At 54.5% G+C, this 7830-nt stretch carries 11 protein-coding genes and 1 pseudogene; 10 read left to right on the plus strand and 2 right to left on the minus strand.

What is annotated here, in order from left to right; translation table 11 throughout:
* The 10 genes from HMPREF0908_RS02605 to HMPREF0908_RS11185 form a co-directional block, all read left to right on the plus strand.
* The coding region (locus HMPREF0908_RS02605) for a cytochrome d ubiquinol oxidase subunit II (RefSeq protein ID WP_040572500.1) at positions 1 to 607 on the plus strand (607 nt) is incomplete at its 5' end.
* Between the two features lie 8 nt (positions 608 to 615).
* A complete protein-coding gene (gene cydD / locus HMPREF0908_RS02610) occupies positions 616 to 2259 on the plus strand; it encodes a thiol reductant ABC exporter subunit CydD (RefSeq protein WP_006689880.1) in 1644 nt (547 codons plus the stop codon).
* The gene (locus HMPREF0908_RS02615) at positions 2259 to 3872 is read left to right on the plus strand and encodes an amino acid ABC transporter ATP-binding/permease protein (protein WP_040572501.1); all 1614 of its coding nucleotides are present in this window, start codon (positions 2259 to 2261) and stop codon (positions 3870 to 3872) included. Before cydD ends, HMPREF0908_RS02615 begins: the two co-directional genes overlap by 1 nt.
* Positions 3869 to 4585, plus strand: coding sequence for a hypothetical protein (locus tag HMPREF0908_RS02620; RefSeq protein ID WP_006689882.1), 717 nt, complete (start codon positions 3869 to 3871; stop codon positions 4583 to 4585). Before HMPREF0908_RS02615 ends, HMPREF0908_RS02620 begins: the two co-directional genes overlap by 4 nt.
* 57 nt (positions 4586 to 4642) lie before the next feature.
* Entirely contained in the window at positions 4643 to 4936 is a 294-nt protein-coding gene (locus HMPREF0908_RS02625) for a type II toxin-antitoxin system RelB/DinJ family antitoxin (RefSeq protein ID WP_006689883.1), read from the plus strand.
* Positions 4929 to 5201, plus strand: coding sequence for a type II toxin-antitoxin system YafQ family toxin (locus HMPREF0908_RS02630; RefSeq protein ID WP_006689884.1), 273 nt, complete (start codon positions 4929 to 4931; stop codon positions 5199 to 5201). The genes HMPREF0908_RS02625 and HMPREF0908_RS02630 overlap by 8 nt, the downstream gene beginning before the upstream one ends.
* Positions 5202 to 5397: 196 nt before the next feature.
* A complete protein-coding gene (locus tag HMPREF0908_RS02635) occupies positions 5398 to 5685 on the plus strand; it encodes a hypothetical protein (RefSeq protein ID WP_040572357.1) in 288 nt (95 codons plus the stop codon).
* Positions 5686 to 5742: 57 nt separating this feature from the next.
* Positions 5743 to 6222 carry a hypothetical protein gene (locus HMPREF0908_RS02640; RefSeq protein ID WP_006689886.1) on the plus strand — a complete coding sequence of 160 codons (480 nt, stop codon included), beginning with the start codon at positions 5743 to 5745 and terminating at the stop codon, positions 6220 to 6222.
* Between the two features lie 100 nt (positions 6223 to 6322).
* Positions 6323 to 6562 carry a hypothetical protein gene (locus tag HMPREF0908_RS10905; protein WP_006689887.1) on the plus strand — a complete coding sequence of 80 codons (240 nt, stop codon included), beginning with the start codon at positions 6323 to 6325 and terminating at the stop codon, positions 6560 to 6562.
* On the plus strand, positions 6486 to 6659 hold the full coding sequence (locus tag HMPREF0908_RS11185; RefSeq protein ID WP_245522912.1) for a type II toxin-antitoxin system YafQ family toxin: 174 nt from the start codon (positions 6486 to 6488) through the stop codon (positions 6657 to 6659). Before HMPREF0908_RS10905 ends, HMPREF0908_RS11185 begins: the two co-directional genes overlap by 77 nt.
* Positions 6660 to 6719: 60 nt before the next feature.
* Here the strand turns inward: HMPREF0908_RS11185 and HMPREF0908_RS10545 are convergent.
* Positions 6720 to 6923 (minus strand): annotated as a pseudogene (locus HMPREF0908_RS10545) (magnesium chelatase domain-containing protein); the annotation flags it as partial.
* A 151-nt stretch (positions 6924 to 7074) separates the two neighbouring features.
* Positions 7075 to 7830 (minus strand): MBL fold metallo-hydrolase (locus HMPREF0908_RS02650; protein WP_006689889.1); only part of this gene is annotated, 756 nt, incomplete at its 5' end.

Genomic DNA, 7830 nt, shown 5'->3' on the forward strand with positions numbered 1-7830 from the left:
AATCGCAGGTCTGCCCATCGGTGCAGATAAGGTCTATCGAGGCGGATTCTTTGATCTCCTGACGCCCTACACGATTGTCGGCGGCATCACATTCGTCTGCGTCTTTGCGTTCCACGGTGCGGCATTCTTAAAGCTGCGGCTGACCGACACCTACCTCATGGGCCGCGCACGTAGGCTTGGTCTGAAGTTCGGTGTCGCCGCGGCGGTCCTCTACGTGATCTGCATGATCCTTACCTACGTTGAGACCGACCTCTACCAGAGCACCGTTGCTTCGGCGGCACTCTTCCTCTCGGCAGTTTCCTTCGTGCTCGCCATCGGTGCACTTTACGGACGTTCTCAGAAGGGTGCGTTCATCCTCGGCGCCCTCGCCATCGTCGGCACGACGGTCGGCTTCTTCGCCGGACTGTTCCCGCGTCTCATGGTCTCGAGCCTGAATCCCGGATACAGTCTGACGATCTACAATGCGTCCTCGACGGAGTACACACTCTCCATCATGACCATTGCCGCCGCCATTCTTGTCCCCGTCGTCCTCTGCTATCAGATCTGGACGTATTACATCTTCCGCAAGCGCGTTTCTCCGAACGATTCGGGACATCAGGCATACTAAAGGAAACAATGAAAAAAAGAAAGTCCATCCTGTTTCAAATGCTGCATTCGCAGCGGCGTGTCCTCTCCATCCGCGTCGCGGTCGAACTCCTGCACGGAGGGCTGACCATCCTCGCGGCATGGAAGACCGCCGCCATCGTGAACGCTGTATTTCTCCGGCATGGCGGACTTGCCGAAACAGCATCAGATCTTCTGATGCTGTTTTTGTGCGTTTTCGCCATGGCTCTCCTGCGTCTGCCGAAGAGCCGGATCGAGTCGCAGCTATCCGATGATCTGCGGCTCTCCTGCCGGCGTGCTCTCCACAGGGAAATGCTTGCACACGGGCAGAGCGGTGCAGGTGTACTGACGCTTACGCTTGAGCGCGTCGATGCGCTCGATCCATGGTTTCGCACGCTCCTGCCCACCATGATCGCAGGAGTCGTCATCATCCCGCTCGTTCTGCTCGTGACTGCCGTCGTCGATCCGCTGTCGGCGCTGCTCTTTCTGGTCACGCTGCCGATCGCCCCCTTTCTCCTCTATCTCATCGGCAAGGCGACGCGCCGCGCCAGTGAGCATCAATGGGATGAGATGCGCGCGCTGACCGACGGCTTCGGTGATCTGGTGCGTGCGGCGGCGACGCTTAAAATCTTTCGCCGCGTCGATGCGGAGGGGCTTCATCTCGCGCAGATGAGCCATGTGTTTTCCGAGGCATCGCTTGCCGTACTGCGGCTTGCCTTTGTCTCCTCCTTTGCACTGGAACTGATTACGACGCTGTCGATTGCCCTCATTGCGGTCTCCATCGGTCTGCGTCTCATGGACGGCGGCATGACCTTTCAGGCGGCGTTCTTCGTGCTCATCCTCGCGCCGCAGTTCTATCAGCCGCTGCGCGAAGGCGGCATTGCCTTTCATGCGGCGATGGATGCCGCGACGGCAGAGAAGGCGCTTGCCCCCTGCCTCGATGCACCGCCGTCCATCACGGGAACGCACGATCAGATTCTCTCCCCTCCCTCCGTACGCACGGAGGCGCTCATCTATCGCTACCCGCTGACCGACGAGGCCGTTCTGACGGATCTCACGCTCTCCTTTCCCGCGGGGAAGTCCACCGTAATCACGGGAGACAGCGGCAGTGGAAAATCGACGCTGCTCCTCCTCCTTGCGGGGCAGCTCTCTCCTTCAGAGGGAAGGATTACCCTCGCGGACGGTGCGGGAACAGAGCACAGCTATAACTTCGCACGTCTCACGGAGGAGACACGCACCGCGCTCATCACGTACGTTCCGCAGGAGCCGCATATCTTCGGTGCGAGCCTTGCAGAAAACGTAACGCTGTGGACGCGGGACGCGGCGGATGCCGAAATCACGGCGGCACTGGAGGCGGCGGCACTCGACGGCTTTTTGCGCGCGCTGCCCGAGGGGCTGCATACACGCCTCGGCATGGGCGGTCATCCGCTCTCGGCAGGGGAACGTCATCGCCTCGGTCTGGCACGTGCCCTCTTTCAGGATCGGCCCATCGTTCTTCTGGACGAGGTGACGGCGGGGCTGGATGAGAAGACAGAGCGGTGCGTGATCGATGCTCTGACGGCATTTTCACATCACCGCACGATGATTCTGACGGCGCACCGTCCTGCGCTCATCACATGGGCAGATCAGGTTGTGACACTGGGAGGTGAGGCATGATGACCGCAATGCTCTTTCGGCTGCTCTCCATTGCCGCACCTGCGGCGGCTCTCCCCGCCCTCCTCGCGGGATTTCTCGCGGCTGCGGCGGGCATTGCCCTCATTGCCTCTGCGGCATGGATCATCGCCAGTGCGGCGCTCGCGCCGCCCCTCTCGTCACTTGCCCTCGCGATTACCTGCGTACGGGCGTGCGGCATCGGACGTGCCGTCTTTCGCTATCTTGAGCGCCTGCTCTCCCACCGTCTCGCCTTCGGCTGCTACGAGGCGCTGCAGCAGGCTACCTACCGCCGCTCCGCCGCCGTCATTCCCATGCGTGAGGGCAACGTATGCGAAGGTGAGTTCCTCCATGATCTGCTGATGGGCTGTGAGACCCTGCGCGACTTCTACCTGCGCGCCGTCCCGCCGCCGCTGATCGCCCTCGCCTTGGTGCTGCTCACCTGTGCGGCTCTCCTGCCGCTCAGCATCCCTGCGGCCGCTGCCGTATTCCTGCTCTTTCTGCTCCATCTCTCGCTCCCCCTGTTCCTCTGCGAAACGGAACTGCGCGTGCAAAGTACCGACTATCGCAGCAGTCTCCTCGATCAGCTCGACGGGCGCACAGAACTGCGCGCTGCCGGCAGTACGCAGCATGCACAGGCAGTGCTGGATGAGGCGGCGGCTAGGTTTCAGCGTGAGCGAACAGCACGAGGGCGGCGGCGCGAGCAGCTCTTCACCCTGCTCGACGTCCTGCGGATCATTGTCTGGATCGCAGCCATCATTCTGCTCATCCCCCGCGTGACCGAGGGAATGCTCACGGGCATCCAGTACGCAGTCTGGGTTCTCGCCCTCGAGACAGTACTCGCCGAGCTCCGCCCGATCCCCCCCGCTGTTCTCGGCGCACAGGAATCAGTACGTGCCGCACGGCACATTCTCCCATCATCCAGAGAGCGCACACAGCCCGTCCCCATTGCACCGCCTTCCGAAACGCCGGCAAACACACCTCTGATCGAGGCGAAACACCTCGTCTTCGGCTATCATACGGACATCCCCATTGTGCAGAACCTCAGCCTTACGATCTGCCGCGGTGAGCACACGGCCATCATCGGTGAGAGCGGTGCGGGCAAGACGACGCTGGCGAGCCTTCTGCTCCGTCTCTGGGAACCGGATGCAGGCACGATCTCCTACGACGGCGTTCCCCATACGAAACTCTCCCCCGAAGCGTCGCGTGCCTATTTCGGTGCTGCTTTGCAGGGCAGCTGGCTCTTCTCCGCCTCGATACGGGACAACTTCCTGCGTCTGCGCGGCGATATCTCTGAGGCAGCAATATGGCACGCACTTGAAACGGCGCAGCTCGCGGACATTGTGCGGGCGCTGCCCGCAGGGCTCGACGAGCCGCTCGGAATGAACGCCTCCCGTCTTTCGGGGGGACAACGCAGCCGCCTGCTCACCGCACTTGCACTTGCGGGCGATGCGCCGATCCTGCTCCTCGATGAGCCGACGGCAGGGCTCGATGCCGCCTGCGGCGCACGCCTCATCACATCCGTCTTGGCAGATGCCGATGCACGCGGCGCAACGCTCATCGTCATCACACACGATCTTCCCCTTTTGAATCAAATGAAACAGGTGATAAAACTATGACGCCGGAAACATTTCATGAACGCATCCATCTCGTCATCGACCGTCTCGGGAAAAATGCTCCGCCCCACGAACTCTTTGCCGGCGGTGTGGAGGACTGGCACGCACGGGCGCGGCTCGCCCATTTTCTCGCACAGATGCCGGAGCAGCGCGCGGAGGCGATCGAACTCTTTCAAAGCGTCATGGATGCCGAGGTGAACGAGGAACTCGCGCAGGACGTGGAGGAAAAAGTCTACGCCATGCAGGGACTCTCGGCACTTGAGGCGGAGGAAAAGAAAACACAGGAAGCGGCACTCGAGCACATCAATCTTGCGATCGAGTGCGCCGAGGGGACAGACTTCCTCTACAAATACATCCTGCGCGGTGAACTGTGGGCGGATCGATGGAACCTCATGCACAAACTCGGCATGACCGAGGACGCCGAGGCGGAGGCAGATGAGCGCATTTCCGCCTTTGATGAACTGGAGGATGCCGTCCCGCACAACAGCTACCTGTACTACGGCTACCGATTCAAGGCGCATCTCGCCGCCGAGCGCGGTGTCGTCCTCATCGCAAAGGACTACATGCACATGGCGATTCACGCGATGGAGATCCCGCCCGCCTACGAGCAGCCGCTTGCCGATGCGTTTGCACAGACACACGAAAACGCCTCATGGATTCTGCGCGAGATCGACCGCGCCACCCCCGATCCTGCACAGCTCCACTGGGACATATAAAAATGTATTGCTATTGCTTCACTTCTGCGTTACAATAAAACAAAAGGAGGTACTGCCATGCCCAAAACAGCAAGCATCAATATGCGCATTGACCCTATTGTCAAAACTCAGGCGGAGGACGTATTTGCGCGTTTCGGTATCTCCGTGACGGATGCCATCAATATCTTTCTCCATGCATCCATCATGGAAGGCGGCTTTCCCTTTCAGCCCAAGCAACCGCGCTATAACAAGGAAACGCTACGCGCCATGGAGGAAGCGCGTGACATCATGAGTGGAAAAGTCAAGGCAAAGCATTATACATCCCTGTCCGAACTGATTGATGAAATGGACGCGGAGAGGCAAAATGCTTGACCTCGTCTTCACCACACAGTTTCGCAGAGATCTGAAACGCCTGCGCAAACAGGGTGCTCCAATAGAAAAATTAGACACCGTTTTGCAAGTTCTGCGCCGCGACGAACGCTTGCCCGCCCGTTATCGCGATCATGCTTTGACGGGAGACTACAGCGGTTTTCGGGAGTGCCATATCATGCCGGATTGGCTGCTCATCTATGCCATCGACCACGGGCAGCTCATATTAACTGCATCACGCACAGGATCACATGCCGAACTATTCTAAAACAGAACAGAAGAAACTATTGCACAAAGATAAATTTACCTTCGTGCAATAGTTTCTTCTGTTTTTTTCACAATTAAGAAGAGAGGATGGCGTATTGATTCTATAAAAGATGTTACTGAATGTACTCATACAACTAGAACGTACAATCCAAGATCGCTATAAGCCACATGATTAAAGTGTAAATATGGAGATTTTTATGATTAAGCTCTTGGAAGAAAAATACCAGAAGAAAGTTATCATTTACGATAACATGTATCTATTTTTCAATAGTGTTGCAAAAGATTTTATTCACACCTGCAAAAATTATAATATACATATAGATTCCCTCGATGCATTTTCTATTACCGGAAGAGGAATTCAGCCTGCCATAAGCAACAGTATATCATTTCCTAAAACGAGTAACTGTTGGGAGGAAGCAATATTATTCTTATCAAAAGAGGAAAATTTAGATTTTTTATATGAGCTATGGTATGCAGGATACTAATATCTGCGCATGATGGAAAAAAGAGAACGACAAGAATACAGGAGATAGTTCAAGAACGTGGAACTAGAAATTTTTAAAAGGCATCTCCGAATATTAGGCAAAGAAGAAGCGGAAAGGTATCGCGATTTATATATAAAAAAATTTGTAGATCCGTATACACATGCGAAGTGTTATCAAGAACGAATTGAGTGCTTGCATGAATTTTCCGATGGACTTTGTTATGAAGGATATTTATGGGATTTCTTAAAATCAGAAACCTACATTGGAGAAACACAAATCGAAGAGTATCGTAATTTTTTAAAGCAAGTATTTGTTTTTTGGGATAATAACTCTAGAGATAGGATTTTCATAAAAGATTATTGGAAATTTGACAAAAAGGATATGATAGAACTCGACTACAATCTGTTACTAGATCATCTAGAATTCTTCCCGGAGGACATATATATCACAAACAAAGAGTTAAGCTGGACTATTGTATTTACACATGAAGATGACTTGCTAGGAAAACGTCTTATTATGCAGGATGGGAAAATATAAGTATGTTACATGAGTAAATACAAGCCACACCTCCACCGAGAACAAATTCAGCTCGGCAAGCATCGGTGCATCCTACCACAAATACGGCAACTATAAAAACATGACCGAGGACGAGCAGAACAAAGTCTACAACACCATCGGTCTTGCCCCGAACATCTCCATGCCCGTCAAGGGAGATGCAAGCAGCACAACAAAATCTGCCGTTGCCGCAGGAACAATCGACATCCGAGATAATCCGACGCAGGACATCTCCGCCCTTAGCCGTGACACTGCAAACTCACTCAACGAACTCGGTAAAATCTTCGAAGAAACGTGGCTTGAATCTCAAGCTACTGGATAATGTTGTCGAAGCATTGAGACAGGGGCACAAGCTAGATGCCAAATACCGTGACCATGCACTTCATGGCAATGAAAAGATCCCTCCTGTTGTAAAATAAAAACTACAACAGGAGGGATTCGTCATGTCTAGGAAGTATACAGAAATAGAAATGTTGTCAGTTCACCGTCACCCGCTCCTGCCGCAACTGAATGCCGGAGTTACGGATCGCAGTCCATACCCGCTCCTTCGACTCCTTCACTGACGTATCGGGAAACCCCACCAGTTCAAAGCCCGCCGGTCTCAGCGACACATCCATCTCAACGTCGATAATTCGTCCGTCAATCCCGAGTGTCGTCGCACCATAGGTCTTTGCAAACGACAGTCTTCCCTTCTACGTTTCAAATATAAGAAAACTATAGCACAAGAGAGGGTATATGTTGCCTAATGATTCTTTGCAACAAAAAAGAGATTCCAGGCGCTAAGTGGGGCGAATGGAATCTCTTTTGTGTGCGGAATTTACCGTATGACAGGAATTAAGCTCTGGCTGTTGCGGCTTTATATTCAACCGACGCACCATCGGACGGCATATCATAATTCACCACGCCGCGACGTGCCAAACAACCTCGCAGTGTATGCCTCGTAAGCGCAGCATGTGCGACATTGTCCAAGTGCGTCAGATAAAGACGGGCGTTAGGCGCAGTCATTGCAACGCAGTGAACATCTTCATCGTTCATGATGAGGCGTCCATTTTCCACGGTCTCTGCGGCACAACAGTTCAGGGCAATCACCTCAGGCTGATAGTTCCGCAGTGTCTCAGCTATGCCGGAATACCAGACCGTATCCCCTGCCAAATAGAAGGTGTTCTCCTCCGATGCCTCAAACACAATCCCCATCGCGTCACCGCACGGAACAACGGTGCCGTGCAGGGCAGGGACGCGGGTCAGTTTCGCCGCACCGAACTCCATACCGCTTGTCGGCAGGACGATTACCTCTGAAAACCCGGAACTCCGCAGAACAGAGGCATCCTCCTCCGACTGACAGATGACTGGAACCGCCTTATCAAGCGGCGCACCGACCGTCCCGTCCGGTGCCATATCAATATGATCGGGATGCAGATGCGTAACGATGTAGTAGTCGACACCGCTCAAAATCTGCCCCATATCCATCGGCAAATTGTAGAACGGCATCGGAAGATGCTCCTTCATCGGATCGGGGACATGGAACGGCATGTCTGGAATATCGACAAATGACAGCTGATGTTTCGGCGCAAGCCACGGGTCAATCAAAAA

Source organism: Centipeda flueggei ATCC 43531, assembly GCF_000160695.1.
In the GTDB taxonomy this organism is placed as follows: domain Bacteria; phylum Bacillota; class Negativicutes; order Selenomonadales; family Selenomonadaceae; genus Centipeda; species Centipeda flueggei.

What these genes read in the sequence shown, in the direction of transcription:
- cydD (WP_006689880.1), top strand. Translation starts at nt 616, where the DNA reads ATGAAAAAAAGAAAGTCCATCCTGTTTCAAATGCTGCATTCGCAGCGG.
- HMPREF0908_RS02615 (WP_040572501.1), top strand. Translation starts at nt 2,259, where the DNA reads ATGACCGCAATGCTCTTTCGGCTGCTCTCCATTGCCGCACCTGCGGCG.
- HMPREF0908_RS02620 (WP_006689882.1), top strand. Translation starts at nt 3,869, where the DNA reads ATGACGCCGGAAACATTTCATGAACGCATCCATCTCGTCATCGACCGT.
- HMPREF0908_RS02625 (WP_006689883.1), top strand. Translation starts at nt 4,643, where the DNA reads ATGCCCAAAACAGCAAGCATCAATATGCGCATTGACCCTATTGTCAAA.
- HMPREF0908_RS02630 (WP_006689884.1), top strand. Translation starts at nt 4,929, where the DNA reads ATGCTTGACCTCGTCTTCACCACACAGTTTCGCAGAGATCTGAAACGC.
- HMPREF0908_RS02635 (WP_040572357.1), top strand. Translation starts at nt 5,398, where the DNA reads ATGATTAAGCTCTTGGAAGAAAAATACCAGAAGAAAGTTATCATTTAC.
- HMPREF0908_RS10905 (WP_006689887.1), top strand. Translation starts at nt 6,323, where the DNA reads ATGACCGAGGACGAGCAGAACAAAGTCTACAACACCATCGGTCTTGCC.